This window comes from Dyadobacter sp. 32, from assembly GCF_902506755.1.
Taxonomy (GTDB): Bacteria; Bacteroidota; Bacteroidia; order Cytophagales; family Spirosomataceae; genus Dyadobacter.
The window spans coordinates 293,360-309,994 of the sequence record NZ_LR735258.1 but is presented as its reverse complement, the minus strand read 5'-3'; the positions used below and the strand labels follow the sequence as shown (position 1 = coordinate 309,994).

14 protein-coding genes are annotated in these 16,635 nt (G+C 45.5%); 9 read left to right on the top strand and 5 right to left on the bottom strand.

Translation table 11 applies throughout. The features are described 5' to 3' along the window. The first annotated feature begins 10 nt into the window (after positions 1-10). The 5 genes from DYADSP32_RS01235 (at position 11) to DYADSP32_RS01215 (ending at position 6,791) form a co-directional block, all read left to right on the top strand. Complete coding sequence (locus DYADSP32_RS01235; protein WP_149244397.1) at positions 11-1,528, top strand: SusD/RagB family nutrient-binding outer membrane lipoprotein; 1,518 nt, start codon at positions 11-13, stop codon at positions 1,526-1,528. Between the two features lie 237 nt (positions 1,529-1,765). Then, positions 1,766-4,144 (top strand): dienelactone hydrolase family protein, encoded by a 2,379-nt coding sequence (locus DYADSP32_RS01230; RefSeq protein ID WP_149244398.1) that lies wholly within the window; start codon positions 1,766-1,768, stop codon positions 4,142-4,144. Positions 4,145-4,499: 355 nt separating this feature from the next. Next, the gene (locus tag DYADSP32_RS01225) at positions 4,500-4,949 is read left to right on the top strand and encodes a (4Fe-4S)-binding protein (protein ID WP_149244399.1); all 450 of its coding nucleotides are present in this window, start codon (positions 4,500-4,502) and stop codon (positions 4,947-4,949) included. A gap of 43 nt (positions 4,950-4,992) precedes the next feature. Beyond that, positions 4,993-5,622: a carbonic anhydrase gene (locus DYADSP32_RS01220; protein ID WP_149244400.1), complete on the top strand. Its 630-nt coding sequence runs from the start codon at positions 4,993-4,995 to the stop codon at positions 5,620-5,622. A gap of 170 nt (positions 5,623-5,792) precedes the next feature. Beyond that, complete coding sequence (locus tag DYADSP32_RS01215) at positions 5,793-6,791, top strand: 2-hydroxyacid dehydrogenase (RefSeq protein WP_149244401.1); 999 nt, start codon at positions 5,793-5,795, stop codon at positions 6,789-6,791. Positions 6,792-6,876: 85 nt separating this feature from the next. Here the strand turns inward: DYADSP32_RS01215 and DYADSP32_RS01210 are convergent, their stop codons facing one another. Beyond that, positions 6,877-7,860, bottom strand: coding sequence for an acyl-ACP desaturase (locus DYADSP32_RS01210; protein WP_149244402.1), 984 nt, complete (start codon positions 7,858-7,860; stop codon positions 6,877-6,879). 141 nt (positions 7,861-8,001) lie between these two features. Here DYADSP32_RS01210 and DYADSP32_RS01205 point away from each other — a divergent pair, with 141 nt between their 5' ends. Together DYADSP32_RS01205 and DYADSP32_RS01200 are read left to right on the top strand one after the other, a co-directional pair. After that, a complete protein-coding gene (locus DYADSP32_RS01205) occupies positions 8,002-8,739 on the top strand; it encodes a lysophospholipid acyltransferase family protein (protein ID WP_149244403.1) in 738 nt (245 codons plus the stop codon). A gap of 401 nt (positions 8,740-9,140) precedes the next feature. Then, entirely contained in the window at positions 9,141-9,551 is a 411-nt protein-coding gene (locus tag DYADSP32_RS01200; protein WP_149244404.1) for a hypothetical protein, read from the top strand. 72 nt (positions 9,552-9,623) lie between these two features. Here the strand turns inward: DYADSP32_RS01200 and DYADSP32_RS01195 are convergent, their stop codons facing one another. Both DYADSP32_RS01195 and DYADSP32_RS01190 read right to left on the bottom strand, forming a co-directional pair. Further along, positions 9,624-10,064, bottom strand: coding sequence for a GNAT family N-acetyltransferase (locus DYADSP32_RS01195; RefSeq protein WP_149244405.1), 441 nt, complete (start codon positions 10,062-10,064; stop codon positions 9,624-9,626). A 178-nt stretch (positions 10,065-10,242) separates the two neighbouring features. Then, positions 10,243-10,902, bottom strand: coding sequence for an oxidoreductase (locus DYADSP32_RS01190; RefSeq protein ID WP_149244406.1), 660 nt, complete (start codon positions 10,900-10,902; stop codon positions 10,243-10,245). Between the two features lie 466 nt (positions 10,903-11,368). On the opposite strand from DYADSP32_RS01190, the gene DYADSP32_RS01185 reads away from it, so the two are divergent. After that, positions 11,369-13,924: a DUF4838 domain-containing protein gene (locus DYADSP32_RS01185; protein WP_414617414.1), complete on the top strand. Its 2,556-nt coding sequence runs from the start codon at positions 11,369-11,371 to the stop codon at positions 13,922-13,924. A 208-nt stretch (positions 13,925-14,132) separates the two neighbouring features. Further along, on the top strand, positions 14,133-14,348 hold the full coding sequence (locus DYADSP32_RS01180) for a hypothetical protein (RefSeq protein ID WP_149244408.1): 216 nt from the start codon (positions 14,133-14,135) through the stop codon (positions 14,346-14,348). A 5-nt stretch (positions 14,349-14,353) separates the two neighbouring features. Here DYADSP32_RS01180 and DYADSP32_RS01175 read toward each other — a convergent pair whose 3' ends face one another. Both DYADSP32_RS01175 and DYADSP32_RS01170 read right to left on the bottom strand, forming a co-directional pair. Beyond that, positions 14,354-16,051 carry a glycoside hydrolase family 9 protein gene (locus DYADSP32_RS01175; RefSeq protein WP_414617413.1) on the bottom strand — a complete coding sequence of 566 codons (1,698 nt, stop codon included), beginning with the start codon at positions 16,049-16,051 and terminating at the stop codon, positions 14,354-14,356. 147 nt (positions 16,052-16,198) lie between these two features. Beyond that, positions 16,199-16,612, bottom strand: coding sequence for a Dabb family protein (locus tag DYADSP32_RS01170; protein WP_149244410.1), 414 nt, complete (start codon positions 16,610-16,612; stop codon positions 16,199-16,201). Positions 16,613-16,635 lie beyond the last annotated feature (23 nt).

Genomic DNA, 16,635 nt, shown 5'->3' with positions numbered 1-16,635 from the left:
AGACAGAAACATGAAAAAATATCTTTTTAAAACTACCCTTTGTGCAGTACTGCTTTTCTTCGGGAATGCCTGTACAAATAATTTTGAGGACATCAACAAGGATCCTGCACTCGTGAATGCAGACAATCTCAAACCTGAGATGCTGCTCACCTGGACGCTCAAAAATTCAATATTTGATTATTTTGGGCCCAACACACCCTGGGCGGTGAAAGAGTTTTCAGGGTACATGTCCTACGAGGAGACCGGCGACCTCTTTCTTCCCTGCGACTGTTCCAATCCGTTCAGTTACTACCGTAGTTACATTGTCAACATGAACGAGCTGATCAAGCTGGTGTCGGGCAATCCTTTAAAAAGCAACCAAGTGGCTATTGCGAGGATATGGAATGCCTTTTTATACCAGATCATGACGGATGCTTATGGAGATATTCCCTATTCAGAAGCTGCCAAGGACAGATACAGTGTAATAAATCAACCAAAATACGAGTCCCAACAAAGCATCTATCAAAATTTGTTGAAAGAATTAAAGGAAGCCTCAGCTGCACTAAGCGATTCTCCTGATCAGATATCCTTTGGCAACCCTGATATTTTATTCAAAGGGAAGGTTGACTCATGGCGCCGGTTCGCAAACTCTCTGCGGCTAAGAATGGCCCTTCGCATTCACTATGCGGATCCAGTTCTGGCAAAGCAGCACATACAGGAAGCAATCGCACTCCCGCTTATTGAAAACAACACCCAGAATGCAATCCTGAAAACACTCCCCCCCGGAGGTACCACACCCGCAGCCAATGTCAACCCCGTTTACACCCGTGGACAGGCAGCCGGGAATCCGATTCGATTCGGCTTCCCCTTGTCGGAGGTGATGCTGGCCAGAAAAGACCCCCGGCTTCCCATTTATGCAACCCCCGCCACCGATACGGCAAGTGCATTCAAAGGTCGCCCTATTCAGCTGGACGGCGTAGCTCAACGGGGTTATTACAGCCGGACGAATACCGCAGAGATTGGACCTTTGCTGAAAGCTGAAATTGCTGATATCGTGGTCATGAGCAGTTCTGAAGTATATCTGATCCGTGCCGAAGCGGCGATGGCAGGCTTATCCACAGAGAACGCAGAGGCTATGTACCAAAAGGGTATTGAACTATCCATGGCTCAGGTGGGTATTGCTGCAGCCGCTCCTAACTATATCAAGTCTGCGCCGGTAATTCTATCCGGAACAACAGAACAAAAAATGGAGCAGATTGCGACTCAAAAATACATTGCCTTGTACCCGAACGTATTTGAGGCATGGAACGAATGGCGTCGAACAGGGTATCCCAGAATTTGGGTGGGTGCCATGCAAGGAAGTACAGGTGGTAAAATTCCAAGAAGAATGACCTACCCAATTGATGAATTCTCCAAAAACGAAGCCAACTTGAGAGAGGCCATCAAAGGACTTTCGGGAGGAGACGAACTTGTGAGTAAAGTATGGTGGGATAAAAAACCAGGATTACCGTATGTTCACCCCAAGCAAGGCGTGTTCCCTCCTATGTAAACCGGCCCTTTTTTACAATTGATTCTCCAAAGTTGCTGAAATAATCTCACTGACCGTTAACAGGTTAAGCGGAGATTATTTCAGCACTACAGGCCCTGGCTTCCCCCTGTTCGGACTTTCCGCTTTCCGCTACGAACAATTGGGACGCAGCCGGTGTATTCATTTACAATCCGGGTGCAACAAGTATTTCCAACCAGGTGAGCTGCTTTACCATGGACACTCCAAAGATGATCCGCTATGACCCGATTTCCACTGGCTGGTTTACACACACTGATTCTATTCCTATTTTTTACGTTTACACAAGGAAAAGCCGATAACACTGACAGGCAATCAGCTTATGCTACGACGCTTGAAGACTCCACCAAGCGAAAAATAGCACTAAAAAAAATCCTGTCCAGGCTACCTCCAGACAGGAAGGCGAACGGCCCGGTATCGTTCTTTGACGCTACCTTCACCGACTGGCTCAACAGAACAGGTGAACTCCCTCCGGATTTCGACCTGATGCCATCAATGCCATTTCTACCCGATCCTTTAGTTTTGGAAACGAAGGGCAAATTTGTTCCTGTAAAAACAGCGGCAGACTGGCAAAACAAACGCTCACAATTGCGCGAACAAATACAATACTACATCTCCGGCACATATCCCAAACAACCCGACAACCTGACCTCCCAAATTACAGGTGAGAAAACGGACGGACAAGTATTACTCCGAAATATTCTCTTAAAATTCGGACCCAGATCAGAGGCAAAGCTCAACATTGAAATGATGATTCCACCTGGAAAAGGCCCCTTTCCCGTATTCATGACCCAATGGAATCACCGGGAATGGGCCCAAATTGCCGTGAAACGCGGTTACGTTGCCTGTGTACTTGCCAATGCCGACACCAAAGACGACACCGAGGATTATGCCCGGATATGGGCTGGCACCCATGATTTTTCGCGACTGATGCGCCGTGCCTACGGCTCTTTTGTTGCCGTTGATTACTTGTATACATTACCTTTTATTGATCACAAAAAAATAGGGATTGCCGGACATTCCCGGAACGGGAAGCTTTCTATGCTTGCCGGAGCGTTTGACGAACGTATCTCAGCGGTTGTTTCCAGCAGCGGAGGTTCAGGTGCGGAAATCCCCTGGCGATATACCACCCCACCCTATGTTGTTGAAGACATTGCGCTGTTGACTTCGGCGCAACCCGCCTGGTTTCATCCGCGTTTGCGGTTTTTTATTGGCAATGAAAACAAACTTCCTGTTGACCAGAATACTTACATGGCCCTGATGGCTCCCCGGGGCTTGATGATCAGCACTTCGGCAACCGAGTCGGCAAGTAACCCCTGGGGCGCGGAGCAGGCTTACAAATCCGCACAATCCGTTTATCAGTTTCTGAAAGCACCCGACCAGTTAGCCATCCGCTACCGAAATGGCTTTCACGGAACATCTGCCCGTGATATCGAAGATTATATGGATTTCTTTGATTACCTATTTAAGCGCAGCAAACAGAAGCCCGAAAACAAATTACTCTTTGATTACACTTTCAGAGCATGGCGAAAGCTGTCCGGAGAAAATATCAATCCGCTCACTTTTCCAGAACAAAAACAAAATGAGCCTCTGAGCAACAAGGCAGGAGAACCTATTCATTCAACTTTAGAATGGGAGACAAAAAAGGTGGGGATACTAAATGCAATAAGCTGGCTTACAGGCGAGGAGCCCGCGATTGTGAGCAATCCCGGTCCTGTTGCCCTAACCAATCAGGGCACAGGAGAAGACAACTTCGGAAGCTTCCTGCCCCGCCCAATGGCCACGGCTGAAATGGCGGTGATGCGTATTACACCATATAAGAGCTTCGGTGATTACCTCTATGGCAACTTGTACTACCCTCAAAATAAAGTAAAGGCAGGTGAAAAAGTACCCGTGATCATCTATTTACATCCCTTTGATTATTCCAAAGGCTTCTCTACGACCGATCATCAATATTCACTACAGTCATTCTTCGAAAATCTTACCAAACTCGGCTATGCCGTCTTTGCTTATGACATGCTGGGGTTTGGCAACCGGATGGAAGAAGGAACCCGATTTTATCACCGATACCCGCATTGGTCCAAAATGGGCAAAATGATTGCAGACGTAAAGGCGGCAACCGATGCACTATCCAATCTCGAAATGATTGAAAAAAACAAGATCTACACAGCGGGCTATGCGCTCGGAGGCACAGTGGGACTTTTCGCCACGGCGCTCGACAGTCGGATTAAAGGAACAATTTCGGTCGCAGGTTTTTCGCCGATGCGAAGCAAAGATGCAAACACAGAAGGTATTCAAGCCTATTATCAACTGCATGGCTTACTTCCGCGTCTTGGCTTTTTTGAAGGTAATGAGCAGAGAATTCCAACTGACTTTCAGGAGGTGCTGTCCGCCATCGCGCCAAGGCCTACCCTGATCATAGCGCCCAAATACGATTACAATTCTCCTCCAATACCCATTGAAAGCGCCTTTAACGCCGCCAGGAAGGTATATAATCTTTACAACTCCAAACAGATGATCAATCTTTTGCAGCCGGAAATCGACAACCAGTTTTCTGTCCCGATCCAGGAAGCCATCTATGAATGGATAAAAGCGCAATAATTTATAGCCTGAATACACCCGGATCATTGCAGAACCACAACCTCACCGCGAGGCTGAGCAAACATGTGGCTTTCGCCTTTATTTCAATTCCATTCGTTTCCGGCGCGATGCTGTTTTTGCTCAAAAGTTTCCATCGTAACCACACCCAAATGGCCTGAAAACGAAGCCATTTTAATCGTGTCTCGGTTTTAATCGTGGTCAAATATTTTAAACACATCCCGAATATTATATATTTATGGATTCTCCGGTTTTATTAAGGTTCCGGAAGAAAGTAACTTTTAATATACAATTCGTAAATTTTCGGAATAATCCTATTTGAAAAACGGATGTTAACTAGTTAAAATCGGGAAGGTTCATGGATGAAGTAATTAAGGAATACACCAACGGCGAGGTCACCATCGTGTGGAAACCTGCCATGTGTGTCCATTCGCGGATTTGCTGGGGAAAAGACAATAGCCTGCCAGAAGTATTCAATCCCAAGGAAAGGCCTTGGATTAAGCCAGAAGGTGCGGGCACTGAAAGGATCATTGCACAAATAAAACAGTGCCCTTCAGGTGCGCTCACCTTTCATTTGAATGAAACGGAAGTCAACCCATCGTCCATGAACGAGGTCGACTCAACGATTGAAACAGTTATAGAAGCCCTTCCCAACGGACCATTGCTGATTTACGGAAACATCAAAGTGAAAGACAAAGAAGGCAATATGAACAAAAAAACCAATGTCACGGCGTTTTGCCGATGTGGTGGGTCGGGTAACAAACCTTTTTGCGACGGCTCACATGTAGGCATCGATTTTAAAGGGTAAATATTCCAATTCAAGTAAACAACTCACATAACTTAAGTTTAAAATGGAAATTACAAAGGTATTTGAAAACAATAAAAAATGGATTGCCTCAAAACTTGAGACGGATAGCCACTATTTCGAGAATTTAGCTACAGGCCAGACGCCGGAGTTTCTATACATTGGATGCTCCGACAGTCGGGTTACGGCAGAAGACCTGATGGGCATACAGCCCGGCGAAGCATTTGTGCATCGCAACATAGCCAACCTGGTCAATAATGTTGACCTGAACGTGATGTCTGTACTAAACTACGCGGTACGTCACCTGAAAGTAAATCATGTGGTGGTGTGCGGACACTATAACTGTGGCGGTGTGAAGGCAGCGATGCAACCTGCCGATATGGGCATCCTGAATCCCTGGCTACGAAATATCCGTGACGTTTACAGACTGCATAAGGATGAACTCAATGCCATTCCCGACGAAGGAGCTCGTTACAATCGCCTGGTTGAGCTCAATGTGCAGGAACAATGCGTCAACCTGATCAAGACAGCAGCAGTCCAGCAAGCCAATACAGACAGAGGACTTAAGGTACACGGATGGGTTTTTGACATTCATACCGGGCAATTGATTGATCTGAAAATTGACTTCAACAAGATACTTGCCGACATCAGGGAAATTTACAATCTGGGTTTATAGCTAAGTTGGCTGCTCTTAGGATATTTTGACTCGGGGATTATCGGTCCTTCGTGCTCATCGGCGGCCAATCGTTATAGGTTGGCCGCCTGCATTCAGAAGGCATTCACTTCCATTATTCGTAATCGGCCAACCCAAACCGTAAACCTGGCTCAACCCAGGAAACCAATACCATGAAAATCGCATTTTTTAGTGCCAAAAGTTATGACAGAGAATATTTCAATGCCTGTCCTGAGCTCATTAGACATTCTATTTCCTATTTCGAGGTACAACTCACCGCGCAAACTGTAAACCTTGCGCAAGGCTTCGACGCTGTTTGTGTTTTTGTAAACGACGTAGTCGACCGGCAGACCATTGAAAGTCTTACGGCCATGAATGTAAAAGTTACCGCTCTGCGATGTGCTGGTTTCAACAACGTGGACATGGAGGCGGCGGACGAGTCGGGCATGACGGTGGTGCGGGTGCCCGCATATTCACCCCAATCCGTAGCGGAGCATGCTGTAGCCATGATCCTGACCCTTAACCGAAAGACGCACAGAGCGTACAACCGGGTAAGAGAAGGCAATTTTTCAATTGAAAACCTTACCGGGTTTAACCTTTACAACAAAACAGTGGGGGTAATTGGTACCGGCCTGATCGGTGCTTCCTTTTGTGAGATCATGCTTGGTTTTGGCTGCAAGGTGATTGCCTTTGACATTACTGAAAGTGATGCTTTAAAAGCCAAAGGGGTGGTGTATAGCTCCATTGACACGGTTTTGAACACCAGCGATATCATTTCACTGCACTGCCCGCTAAACGTGCATACGGCGCATCTGATTGACGCAAGGCGTATCAGCAAAATGAAGAAAGGTGTGATGCTGATCAATACCAGTCGCGGCGGGCTTATCCATACCCGCGATGCGATCGAAGGTCTAAAGAAAGGCCGGATCGGGTACCTGGGAATCGATGTTTATGAGCAGGAGGCCGGATTATTTTTCAAAGATCAATCAGAACTCGTCATGCAGGACGACGTCATGGCACGGCTCGTATCTTTCCCCAATGTGCTGATCACCGGCCACATGGGATTTTTCACAAAAGAAGCTCTGGAAGAAATCGCCAACATCACATTGCAAAATCTTACGGATGTGGAAAATGGATCAACTTTGAAAAACAAGGTAAGTTATACAAGGTAAGGGACATAAAGCATATTGCCACATACATAAAAGGGAAGCCAACCGTAAAGCAGTTGACTTCCCTTTTTTCTGGAAAAATTCTATCTCATTTGATCCAGCTGAACTCGTATTCCAATTCCGGAATCCGTGTTCTGTCGGCAATACGCCTTAAACGGGCTGGTAATGCCATCAGGTAATCTCTGGCTTTTTCGGCCTTTTCGTTGATATCTCTTACAGCTCCTATCTCCCACTCTGCCAGCAAAGACTCCAGTATCTCAATGTAATCCATGGTGGTGTACACGCCAAGTCGCTGTGCAGCATCCGAAAAATGAGAGAAAGTATCCCCCATTTTCACACCGCTTTCTCTAAGAAAATGAGCGGGCATGACGATTTTCTTCTTCATCATATCTTCTAGAGCAATCATAAGCTCTGAGGCATCTACAGCCAGAATCCGGCTCACAAACGACTTATAGGCTTTTGCATGGCGCATTTCGTCGGACGCAATGACACCGCAAATTTTGGACAGATGTGGATTCCCGAATTTCTTGGCAAGGGTGGCCGTACGACGGTGAGATACATTGGTAGCAAGCTCCTGAAACGACGTGTAAATAAAGTTGCGGTAAGGATCCCGGCCTGTGCCGATGTCGAAACCGTCGGCGATCAGGAACTGTGTGGAAACTTCCATGGCACGCATGTCCACCCGTCCCGACAGGTATAAGTACTTATTTAGCAAGTCCCCATGGCGATTTTCTTCCGCCGTCCATGCTCTCACCCATCTGCTCCATCCCGAAGGATTATCTACCTGATCCACGCCAATGACATCCATCAACCACGATTCATAAGTGGGAAGTGCTTCCTCCGTAATGGTATCTCCAATGAGTACAGCAATGTAATCATAGGGCAAATCCCGGCAGCTCTCCTGAAGCAATTTGACCTCACTAAAAAAATTCTCTTTGCTGGAATCAGGCAAAAAATCCGTCGGCTGCCAATTCTCTTCAATCGGTTTGAGGTATTCGGTCATCAGGCCATCCAGATCCTTGCCTACATGTTGCATCACTTCAAGTCGTGCTGCTGAAAGTGCGGTTTCCATTCTTGATTTAATTTTAATGCGCAATACTATCCGACAAAGTACGGCAAATTAATGTAAGTTTTGTATGACGATCATCATTTCATGAAGCACAAATTTTCGCAATCAAGCCACTTTTAAATTACTTTTGCAAAAAGTTGTGGAATGAAAAAAATAATCGATTACCTGCTTAGCCTCCTTTACGCAATTCATTTTGGTGTCACTTTATTGGTTTTCCACGTGATCCAGGTGGTTGCATATAAAATTTTCGGGCCAAAGGCTCACAAGAAATCTGTTGACTACCTTAATTTTTCACTCAACTTCGGACTGTACCTCACCGGAGCGAGCATCACCTTCCGCCAATCAGAACCGTTACCCGACCATCGTCCCATCATATTTATCGCCAATCACCAGAGTATGTTCGATATTTCGGCACTGTTTTGGTTTTTGAGAAAATATCACCCTCGTTTTGTTTCAAAAATAGAACTTGCACACGGCATACCAAGCATTTCCTACAACCTCAGAAAGAGTAAAGCCGCCATTATTGACCGCAAGGACGGGAAAAAGGCGCTTGTCGAAATTGCCAGACTTGGCAAGCTTATTCATGATGAAAAATCAGCCGCTGTAATTTTCCCTGAAGGAACGAGGACCGCATCAGGAAACATGAAGACCTTTCAGCCTGGTGGAGTGGCAACTTTGTTGAAGCGGGCACCCGACGCCCTCATCGTTCCGGTAGCAATTAACGGAACCGGCAAAATGAATCCCAAAGGCTTATTCCCATTGAGATCCTTCACTAACCTTTCATGGACAGTGTTACCCGGCATTGAACCAACCGGAAAAAACCTGGACGATGTACTATCAGAAGCGCATGAAGCCATTCGTAAAGAATTGAAGTTTCATTGAGTTGAAGAAGAGCGCTGCGCAATGTTTTTTAACGGGCCGTAGAGAAGTAAAACCGGGCAAAGGCATTAAACATCTCATTGGGCCCCGGTCAGTGAAAAACTGATCTCCTTTTATCGTCGGCTCCATGCAAAGGCCGATGATCGTAGCTAAAAATTGCTCATTCCCTAAGTAGCAAACTGTGTAAAGCAATAGGGTCACCCGGTGGTGCCCCTGAGCTACCCGCCCCTAATCGGCACCGGCCAGCAAGCGCCTGAGTCCTTCACAGGCGCTCGCAAAGCAATTTGTGGCCAATCATTCACCCAAAATAGATCCTCTAAAATCCTTAACAATCATTAACAACCGCCCTTTAAACCTATCTCAAAAGTTATCCTCTAACCCTCGAACTTTAAAATTTATTAGTCATGAAAAAGATACTTTTTGCCGCAGCCATTTTCGTCTTAGGTTTTACCAGTGCTCAGGCTCAATACGATTCGAGATATGACAACCGGAGCAACCGCCACAACAATGACCGATATGGTTACAATCAACCCGGTGATGGACGAAACTCGGATATCAACCGCCTGCAAAGATCGGTACGCGAAGAGATATCCGTGGGTATACGCCGAGGGACGCTTAATGCACGTGAAGCTTCTGCCTTGATGCATCAATATGATCGTATCGAAGTAATGCAGCGAAAATTTAGCTCACGAGGCAGATTATCCAATCGGGAAGAACGGATTTTGAGAGGGGAATTACATAATCTGATGACCGACACACAAAGACTCAGCAGCCGCCGTCACGACAACTGGGCACGCGGACGCAACAGATATTAAGCAGTTGAAGGTTTAGGGTAATTTGGAAATCATCCTGTCTGTGACGGGATGATTTTTTATATCGCTAAATACCTAAAAATACCGGACCAATTTTACATGCGATTTTTCAAAACCCTCCTTTTGATAAAAAAGATGGGCATTTTCCCGGTGATTCCGGGAGGTGACTTCCAGCTGTATGGCGCCTTTACTGTTGGCAAATTCAACCAAATATTCCATCAGACATTTTCCCACACCCAGGGAACGATAGGGCTCATATACAAACATTTCCTGGATTTCGGCCACCAACGCCGCATGGTGTATCAAGCCTTCGATATGCACACTGCCCATTCCGATGGGTGTCTGCTCCATTTTCGCAATAAAGTACCCAATGAGCTCACTTTCCAGATTTTTGTGAAAAATCCGGTCAAATGCCCTGCGATCAATCACAGTATTTTCTAGCGCGCAAATCATGGAATAGATTGCATCCCCCTCCGAAAGGGAGGCACGCCGAACGGTAACGCCATTTGGGATCATGGAATATTTGAGAAACGGTTAAATGGTTGAAGGGCTAAATGGTTGACAACTGGTTGTAAAGGCTCATACACATGGAATCAGCTGTACAGCAATCCAACAATAAAAAAATTCAACATGCTGCCTAAGGTCAAAAACATTAACATCAAAGTAGCCTGGTCGATGCCATCAATTTCTACAATCAGGAAAACTGCTGGAGCGCTCCCGAATCATGAACAAAAATACCATTTTCGGGATTTCGCGCCAAAATCATCATGGCATTTGCTACTTTTTCAGAATCAATCGCCCTATACTTTTTTAAAGGCCCAAGCATGATGGGTTTAAATACAGTCGCCAGAATTTCCCCAATCTTTTCTCCGGCACGGGATTCCTTCCGGTCACCCAGCAGTAAAGATGGCCGCAAAATATGCAGCGATTCATAATCCAGGCCTTTTAATTCTTGCTCTACTTCTCCTTTCACGCGATTGTAAAAAATACCCGATTTCGGATCAGCCCCCATGGCCGTCACAATCAGATATTTCTGAGCACCATTCAGCTTGGCCAGTTTTGCTATTTTCAATGGATACTCATAGTCAACCTTTCTGAAAGCCTCCCGCGATCCTGCCTTTTTGATAGTCGTTCCCAAACAACAAAAAATATCATCTGCCATAACCTGGCTGGCATCCGGTCGATCAAAGTCGAAAATGACTTCTTTCAGTTTTGTATTTCTCACGGTCAACGGCGTTCTGGTAAGTGCTATTACCTTGGAATAGAAAGGCGAATGAAGAAGTTTGGCCAACAGCTGGCTGCCAATTAACCCGGTGGCACCTACAAGTAATGCAACTCTATTTATATCGGACATGCGTTTATATGTATTGTAATCTTGATTCTACAATTGATTTAGACCAATGGTACAAAATTCATTCCTGTAATTCAATTTAATTACCATCATTCATGCAAAACAAGGCAAGAATGGGTGTTTTTCCCAAAAAAAAGGCTTTTACAAAGTTGTAGAGGTCCCCTTCGACAAAAAAAGATTCCATTCAGAGATCCTGTTGGTCTGTAAATCAAACCGGTTTACCTGGCACTACTGTAACCCTTATCCGAAAGAAGAAATAAGAGGCCAATCCAATGATTAAATAATCTGATTTTCAAATGATAGCATCTTCCTTCCACAATAGCCTATTCGTATGCAAAGCACGTATTTGTTTAAAACCATGCGGGAATACCTCCTATGTCAGATTCCATTCGGCTTACACACCGATTGCTCGTCCAAATGTAGCGTGGAACTTAGCTGTTGTAATCCCGAATCTATCAAACATCAGGCTATGCAACTAAAAAACCTCGTTTGTTTCATTTTGCTTCTTTCAGCGTTGGCAGTTGACGCGCAAAATCTACCGCTCCAGACCGTCAAGGAGCATCAATGGATAAAAACCTGGTTGCTCTGCGGACCTATCCCACTACAACCACCAACTGACCCTGCCAAATCATGGAATCATTTGGACGGTTATGAAAATGCCCTGGATACTAAAACAGGAGGAGAAAGCAACTTAGTGGGTAAGGTCGGGAGCACCCTGAAAGCAGGGAAGCAGTCCCTGAAATGGATCTCTCATACATCTCCCGATTCGGTCATTGACCTACGCAAATCCCTATCCAGAAATCCAACCGTTTTTGCGTATGCCTACACGGAGGTATCATCGGATCGTGCCGAAATGAAATTTTTGGCGCTGGGTACCAATGATGGCGGAAGCCTTTGGGTCAATGGAATTAAAGTTTGGGATTACCCCTATGAAAGAGGCCTAAAGCCCGACAACGACCTGATACCGGTAGCGCTGAAAAAGGGGGTGAATAAACTTTTGCTTAAGGTGGAGCAAAGAGGGAACCGTTGGGAATTCTGTGCCCGGTTTTTACCCTTTTCGGTAAGTGAGTTTACTAAGGGCGACTTTTTTAGAATTGATGCCAATGAAGAAGGAGAAAGTATTCTTTCATCGAGATACGCACCGGTGGTACTTGACGAGCTTGTACAAAAAGTTAGCATCAAAATTAAGAACACAGAAGGGCACTCCATTTATGATGAAAGTCGAAACGCATCATTCTGCGGCAAACTGGGCATGCGATCAGATCAATTCCAGGCATACGAAGCACAAATCGATGTACAATTAAAAAATGGAGAATCGGCTCAACTCAATCAAACTTTCTTCGCAGGAAAGAGGTCTGAATATGTGTTGTTTGACAATAAAAAAACCGATTACCGCATTGCCCTCGATGGGCAGGCGTCCGAATCGGAACAGTGGGCGGCAACTGAGCTGCAAAAATGGTTGAAAGAAATCAGCGGCGCCACCTTTCCTATCCAGACCCTGGATCAGCAGCATAGTGGCCCACAGATTATTGTTGGGTTTAATGCCGTCACGCAAAGCAAAACAAATGCAAACGCACCGTTAGATACCGACGAAAGTTATTTCTACACCAATTCAGGCTCGGATATACTCATTTATGGGGGGAAACGGCGTGGTACGCTCTATGGGGTAATGGCTTTCCTGGAAAATGAGTTGGGTTGCCGTTGGTACACTCCCGGCAAGGCCGTGATCCCAAAAAGGGCCCAGCTGAAATTCACAAGATACAATCACCACGAAGGGCCAGGAATAAGGGTGCGTAATGACTTTTACTTCGAAGCCTTTAATCCAATATGGGCAACCCGGAATAAAATGAACGGCTCCATGTCCACCCCAAAGCAGCCCGGTGGGATTGAAAGCTATTGGAGCGTTCACACTTTTTACCCGCTCATGCCACCAGAAGAATTTTTCGACAAACACCCGGAATATTACAGTGAGCTGGAAGGGAAACGGGTTCATGACCACGCACAGCTGTGTCTGAGCAATCCGGACGTACTGAAGATCATTACCGAAAAGATCAAAAAACGAATGCGTGAAAGTCCCGAATACCTGATCTATGATGTATCGCAGAACGACTGGTACAATGCCTGCCAATGTAATCAGTGCCAGTCCATTGTAAAAAGAGAAGGAACCGAGTCGGGTATCATGATCTGGTTTGTGAATCAGGTCGCGGATGCTGTCAGGAGTGAATTCCCCGACAAGTTTATCGGAACGCTTGCCTATCAGTACACCAGAAAACCACCGCTACGTATCCGTCCGAAGGACAATGTAGTGGTCCGTTTTTGTAGTATTGAATGTTGTTTTTCACATGATTTCAAAACATGCCCCGAAAACCAGGATTTCCTAAAAGAGCTCAACACCTGGTCATCGCTGGCGCCGCACCTTTACATCTGGGACTACGTTGTTAATTTTAGTCACTACGTAATGCCTTACCCCAATTTCAATGTATTGCAATCAAACATTAAAACCTTCCGGGAAAACAATGCGATCGGTATCATGGAACAGGCAGCCTATCAGAGTCGTGGAGGTGAGTTTGCGGAGCTCAGATCCTACGTCATTTCCAAGCTACTCTGGAACCCGGATTGCAACACGGAGGAGGTCATTAACGATTTTATGGCTGGTTACTATGGCAGATCAGGCAGGTTTGTACGGCAATATTTCGATTTACTGCACGGCCAGGTAACCCCAGAGACACATATTCACCTCGGTCTCACTCCTACCGACAGGATTTTCACCGACGAATTTGTGAGTAAATCCTATTCCCTTTTTGAGGAAGCGAAAAAAGTGGCGGAGAACGAGGAAATTCTGAACCATGTAGAAATGGCATCTTTGCCCATTTTGTATCTTAAATGCAGACGATTACCCGTATTGTCAAGGTATGACGGTACTTACGCCGCCTTTTGTAAAATTGCCGACAGGGAAAAGGTTACCTTCTTTTCAGAAGCAGGAGGAAGAGAGGCCTTCCACGATTGGGTGAAAAATGCAAAGTAGGAAGTTTTCCTGTTATTAGTTTTAAAATTACGCGCGGATTGAAAATGACGTAAATCCTGCGGATACACGCAGAGTAAAACAGAAATCCTACTGAATCTGCAAAAAATCTCTGAGCGTTTACGGGAAAAATCCATTTACAACGAATTCATGGTAAATAGATTTGAGGCTGGTATGGTTATTGATGACTTTCAATAAAACCTTAGAAACCATGAAAACTGATCTTAAATCCAAAGAAATTGCAGGAGGTTCTCCTTCTTCCGGGGGAAGAGCGGATAAATCCAAACAAAAGGATGAAAGCGCCAAAGGTTCAAAGAAAGTAATGGAGGAGGCGACCTCAAAATCCGAGAAAGGGAATATGACCGGTAACAAAGGCTACAATGAAACACCGGCAACTGTTCCCGTAAAATCAACGAAAGAGAAGTAGAGAAATCATTTTTTTACTTCATTTACCATGAGTGCCTCCATTGCAGCGCTGAGATAAACCATCGGCGCATTCCAGTTTATCGCAATCTCATTGGAGGCAAACGAGCATGCATCGTCCGTGAATGACTCATCCGCAAATTTACTTGTGTACGTGGTGCACTTATCCTGCTGGCCGGGGTTTGGGCCACCAGACAACAGCCCGGGCACTGGTTCCGAAACCCCGTCGGCGATAGATGGACGATGATGGGGGTGCATCACTTGTCGGGATCCAAAACCGGTAAGAAAGCTATACCCGGTAGCATTTCGCCCGAGGAGGTAATCCAGATTTCCCAGCGCTGCCCGAATATACTTTTTGTCGTTCGTCTGACGAAAAGCCTGAATCAACAAGATCCCCTGATTAGCCGCCACCGCACTGCTACCCCACGCATAATCTTTTACCGACTTACCCATCACGGTTTGATATGGCTGTTTGTCCAAATCCTTTAAAAGTTCATCCGCGTAAGTCATAACTTGCTGCTTTATGCCCGCCACAAGTTTGGCTTCTGTTTTCAGGGATTCATTAAACCTTAATATCGTATAGTATCCCAATGCCTTCACTTGATTCCAGGAGGGCAGTAGGAACTGCTTCTCGGTTTCAAATGATATGTTGTTCAAATAATCTTCCTTGTGGGTAAGTGCGTAGAGCTCCGCAGATGCCCATATTCGTTCATCACCTTCATTACGATCACCATAAGCGCCTGTTACCGCATCCGGGTCAAATTTTTTATTCATTTCCTCCTGGCTGTAGTGAATCCTGGGATTTTTTTCTGCCCACTCCCAGGCCTTTACTGCCGCAACTGCACAAGAATCCGCAAGTGCTGGCAATTCCAGCTCGAAATTCTTGAAGACCCTTCCAGCCTGCGCCATCACGGCCACAAAATCAAGTGTAGCGGTAGTGCTTTTTTGAACAACATACCGGGGTTTGTCACAGGCATCCGGCATGATCATTCCATCAAACCTTGGATTGGTTAACTTGTGATATACACCTCCATCCGCAGGATCCTGCATGGTAAACATCCAGCGAAGGTTCCAGATCACCTCGTCCAGAAGATCAGGTACACTATTATTACTTTCGGGAATGTTGGTATGGAAGGTTTCGAAATAGCCTGGAAAATCCTCGTAAAGTGACAACAAAGTACCCATGGTAATACCAGAATTCACAATGTATTTGTTGTAATCACCAGCGTCATACCAACCTTTTGGTGAACTGATGATGAAATTTTCAGGTCGTTGATCAGATGCCGCTGATGCATGGACCCTTACTTTGTCGTCCGGATGCCCGGCAGGACGAGCCCATTTGCCAGCAAATTTGCCCGGGAGATCGGTTGAAGCTCTTTGGTAATAAAATCCCCTTAACGCGGCCTTTGCAATTTCTTTGTGAATTTGCTCTTTAATCTCAAAACCGGAAGATTGACCCAATGATGGAATTTCAAGGACATATTTACCCGGCTTCTGAAAAGTTGAGAAGTCGGCAAGTCGGCTGATCTTGCCTGAATGCTGGCTGGTTCTGACGTGCCCCAGATTGCCCTTAAATACAACTTTGCCTGAAAGGTTTTTAAGTACAAAAGCACTACCGTTCTCCCCAAGAACTACCGCCATTTTATCACCTTTGGGATAAAAACCAATCTGGTTTAACCGGATATCTGCTGATGGTTTTTGCGCCATCACTGGTTGAAAACAGATTATGAAGAAAATGCAGAAATTCAGAACTTGAGCAGTCATAAGTTTGATATAACGTTGTTGGGTGCATAAGTCATCGGACAACTAGCTTTACCCCTCTTCATTTACTAGAATTCCTTCGTGGAAAAATTTCTATTCCACCTTCTTAGGACCGATGGAATCGTACACCACCACCTTTTCCCACAAATGAGCATAATCCTTAATAAAATCCAGATGGATCGGGTGGGTCTGGTATATTTCTTCCTCAATGATATTTTTGAAAAAACACATCCACGATATCGAATAGTCGGTCACAATTACGGAGCGCCGGGTTGCTGCGGGCGTGCCGATGTGTACATACTGAATAGTCGGCACCTTGGCCAACTTCTTCAGACCCTCCATCAATTTTGCTTCGTCTTGCGCGTTGTTGGGGTTTTTAAGATAAAAATATACGTGGTGTATAAAAAGCTCCCTGACTTTCCCTGGTTCGGCTGCCAGAGGTGAAACGGAGGCCAGTGTAGCCAATCCGGCATTTTGCAAAAACTTACGTCGTGAGTTTTGTTTCATAATTTTAATAGGACAGTCGTACT

What these genes read in the sequence shown, in the direction of transcription:
- DYADSP32_RS01200 (WP_149244404.1), top strand. Translation starts at nt 9,141, where the DNA reads ATGAAAAAGATACTTTTTGCCGCAGCCATTTTCGTCTTAGGTTTTACC.
- DYADSP32_RS01220 (WP_149244400.1), top strand. Translation starts at nt 4,993, where the DNA reads ATGGAAATTACAAAGGTATTTGAAAACAATAAAAAATGGATTGCCTCA.
- DYADSP32_RS01185 (WP_414617414.1), top strand. Translation starts at nt 11,369, where the DNA reads ATGCAACTAAAAAACCTCGTTTGTTTCATTTTGCTTCTTTCAGCGTTG.
- DYADSP32_RS01195 (WP_149244405.1), bottom strand. Translation starts at nt 10,064, where the DNA reads ATGATCCCAAATGGCGTTACCGTTCGGCGTGCCTCCCTTTCGGAGGGG.
- DYADSP32_RS01180 (WP_149244408.1), top strand. Translation starts at nt 14,133, where the DNA reads ATGAAAACTGATCTTAAATCCAAAGAAATTGCAGGAGGTTCTCCTTCT.
- DYADSP32_RS01215 (WP_149244401.1), top strand. Translation starts at nt 5,793, where the DNA reads ATGAAAATCGCATTTTTTAGTGCCAAAAGTTATGACAGAGAATATTTC.
- DYADSP32_RS01225 (WP_149244399.1), top strand. Translation starts at nt 4,500, where the DNA reads ATGGATGAAGTAATTAAGGAATACACCAACGGCGAGGTCACCATCGTG.
- DYADSP32_RS01210 (WP_149244402.1), bottom strand. Translation starts at nt 7,860, where the DNA reads ATGGAAACCGCACTTTCAGCAGCACGACTTGAAGTGATGCAACATGTA.
- DYADSP32_RS01170 (WP_149244410.1), bottom strand. Translation starts at nt 16,612, where the DNA reads ATGAAACAAAACTCACGACGTAAGTTTTTGCAAAATGCCGGATTGGCT.
- DYADSP32_RS01230 (WP_149244398.1), top strand. Translation starts at nt 1,766, where the DNA reads ATGACCCGATTTCCACTGGCTGGTTTACACACACTGATTCTATTCCTA.
- DYADSP32_RS01235 (WP_149244397.1), top strand. Translation starts at nt 11, where the DNA reads ATGAAAAAATATCTTTTTAAAACTACCCTTTGTGCAGTACTGCTTTTC.
- DYADSP32_RS01205 (WP_149244403.1), top strand. Translation starts at nt 8,002, where the DNA reads ATGAAAAAAATAATCGATTACCTGCTTAGCCTCCTTTACGCAATTCAT.
- DYADSP32_RS01175 (WP_414617413.1), bottom strand. Translation starts at nt 16,051, where the DNA reads ATGGCGCAAAAACCATCAGCAGATATCCGGTTAAACCAGATTGGTTTT.
- DYADSP32_RS01190 (WP_149244406.1), bottom strand. Translation starts at nt 10,902, where the DNA reads ATGTCCGATATAAATAGAGTTGCATTACTTGTAGGTGCCACCGGGTTA.